The sequence below is a fragment of the Mesorhizobium sp. dw_380 genome (genome assembly GCF_018588885.1).
GTDB lineage: Bacteria > Pseudomonadota > Alphaproteobacteria > Rhizobiales > Rhizobiaceae > Mesorhizobium.
Genome location: NZ_JAFFIW010000098.1, coordinates 1 through 2544, shown reverse-complemented (window position 1 = coordinate 2544; position 2544 = coordinate 1). Strand labels below are relative to the sequence as shown.

General features: G+C 55.7%; 3 protein-coding genes. All 3 read right to left on the bottom strand.

The window, feature by feature from the left end; genetic code table 11:
* Positions 1-53 precede the first annotated feature (53 nt).
* Genes JT360_RS32945 through JT360_RS32935 form a run of 3 tightly spaced genes read right to left on the bottom strand, consistent with a single transcriptional unit; the run spans position 54 to position 2232 of the window.
* Positions 54-503, bottom strand: a complete 450-nt coding sequence (locus JT360_RS32945) for a CoA-binding protein (protein WP_502845506.1) — start codon at positions 501-503, stop codon at positions 54-56.
* 5 nt (positions 504-508) lie between these two features.
* On the bottom strand, positions 509-880 hold the full coding sequence (locus tag JT360_RS32940; protein WP_214477577.1) for a 2Fe-2S iron-sulfur cluster-binding protein: 372 nt from the start codon (positions 878-880) through the stop codon (positions 509-511).
* Positions 877-2232, bottom strand: a complete 1356-nt coding sequence (locus tag JT360_RS32935; protein WP_214477575.1) for a selenium-binding family protein — start codon at positions 2230-2232, stop codon at positions 877-879. The genes JT360_RS32940 and JT360_RS32935 overlap by 4 nt, the downstream gene beginning before the upstream one ends.
* Positions 2233-2544: the final 312 nt, after the last annotated feature.

Here is a 2544-nt window from a genome sequence, read left to right as displayed (position 1 = left end):
GCTAAGGGAACAGGTCAGCTGCTGCGGCAACGCCGAATTCCGTGACGCTGCAATCATATTCCCAAGTGCAACTTCGGCTTCCAGAAGGGGCGGAACAATTCAATCTTGGGACAGCGGTTCATCACCACTTTCAAGCCCGCTTCCTCCGCCAAACGGGCGGCAGTATCATCGCGCACCCCAATCTGACCCCACAGAACCTTGGCGCCAATTGCGATGGCTTCCTGTGCAACTTCCAACAGATCTTCGGAGCGGCGAAAAACCTCAACCATATCCACAGGCCGGTCGATGGCCGCCAGCGACGCGTACACCTTGAGCCCTCGAATTTCATCCAGACCGGGAGTGGGATTGACGGGGATCATGTCATAGCCGGTTTCGTGCAGAACCCTGAGAACACCATAGGAAAACTTGGTCTTGTCGGGGCTGGCCCCCACCATCGCGATGGTTTTGACCGACTTCAGAATGTCTTGCAGATAAGCCTCCGAATAGGGCTCATCATGATTCATATGGGTCATTTCTTTGCTTCCAAAAGGGTCGCAATATCGGCTTTCAATTCATGTGCTGCCAAGGGATCCAGGAAGGGGTTGCGATAGAGCTTGTCGTGGCTTTCAACGCCGACCTCCAGCGTGCAGTCGCTCATAGGGCGGGCAACGCAGAGGATTATATAGCCATTGTTGATCTGGCGGTTGTTCAGCGCTCGCTGCGCTTTTTGATTGACTTTGCCGCTGATTATCTTGGCCGCACAGCTTATGCAGCCGCCATACTTGCAGCCGTAGGGCAGGTCCACGCCCTGCTCGCGCAAGCTCTGCAAGAGGGGCTTGCGGTGATCGACGTCAAAGGCCGCACCGCCTTGGTTGGCGAGGGTGATGGTGAAGCTGGTCATACCCAGATGTCACTCGTGCAATCACCGCCGGGATAACGGGTTTCGTGGCAGCGGCTTGGTCCATTTGGTTCCTTGCCAAAATCGACGACAAATCGCGGATCAATTTCCATGCCGCCGTTTTCCGTATCGCAATTGACCATCAGCATGCATCCGCCATTGGTGCGGATTTCCGGATAGAACTGATTATCCCAGGTCGAGAAGAGTGAGGTCGTCACATAGAGCCGCTTGCCGTCGAGGCTGAGCTGTATCATCTGAGGCCCGCCAGTCACTTTCACGCCATTGACCTCAGGCGCACGGCCGAGAAGTCCGCCCATCCACACTTGTCCGGTAAGCTTGGCGTTGTGAGGGTCCGAGATGTCGTATTGACGAATGTCGCCATGCAACCAGTTGCACAGATAGAGGTATCTATCGTCCATGCTGAGCAGAATGACCGAGATCACGCCCGGTATTGGTATCGGCCATTCGGGATGTGGCTCATTGCCGACATCGACAATTTTTTCCCATTGCCAGTCACCCGCCGCGTCCTTCCACCAATGGATGATATTTGCAGAAAGGGCCGCGCCAACAAAGCCGTGACTGCTGTCGGGGTTATGATGGAATCGCACTTCCAGTGGGATCAAGCCATCTTCACCGAGATAGAACGTTTGCTTTGGCTCCTTCTTTTCAAAATCCCAGAAATGGATCTCTCGGCCATATTTCAGATGACCAACCTCTTCCAGGTCAAAGCCAGGCATGAAGGTGTTGGGCGCGGCCCATTCCGAGCTGACCATTACGTTGTGTCGCGGCTGGTACCAGAAATCATAACCAAACTTGATACTGCCCATGGAGTTTTCCCAGCGGCCGACAACTTCGAACTCCTTGCTGAGTTGCAAATAGCCGCCGGGGGCATTGCCCTGCGCATCACCAAGCATGGAAACGATGATGTCCGAGCCGAGGCAATGCACCGTGTGTGGCGCCGACAGGTTGGTCCTAGCTTTGATTTCAGCGCCGTCTATCACCTTAAACAGTGTCGGGCTGCGCGGATCGGTACCGCAATCGACAATATGCAGATTTGACGAGCGCACACCCGGCACGATCAGATATTTCCGCTCCATGCTCGCATCGCCATGGCACGACGAACAGGCATTCCAGCCCGAGTGATGAAGCTCATCGCCAATGCCCGGCATTTGCAAACGCGAAATCACCTGGCTGTAGGTCGAACTCTCCGGGTCGACATCGATGGTGCACAGATAGTCCGGCTTCTGAATGCCCGTGCCGGTGTAGATGGCAATCGTATAGAGCAGCCTTTCGCGAGGTGCCGTCATCGCCTCGGCTGGAGAAGCATAGCCCGGTCCACAGCAATGATTGGTCATGGGTACTTCCCTTTGAACAGATCACTGACCAGCCCCAACGGGGTCGAGCTGGAATGTTAGTGCATGCTTGGCATTGGCGCTATGGCTGTGGTGGCTTGTGAAGTGCGCACGTGACGTACAACTTGGCGACAGAGCCCCCGTGGGACGCCACGTTTGACCGCCCGAGGGTTATTGAGAACCCTTGCAGCGGCCCAATCATCATCGGAGCGTATGGCAGCGAACCATAACCAGGTGGTCAGGTCACGTCGATATACGCACGGCGCTTAAAGGTCCGCTTCTGGCCTTCCGGGCCTCGAAGCCGCCATTCCGCTT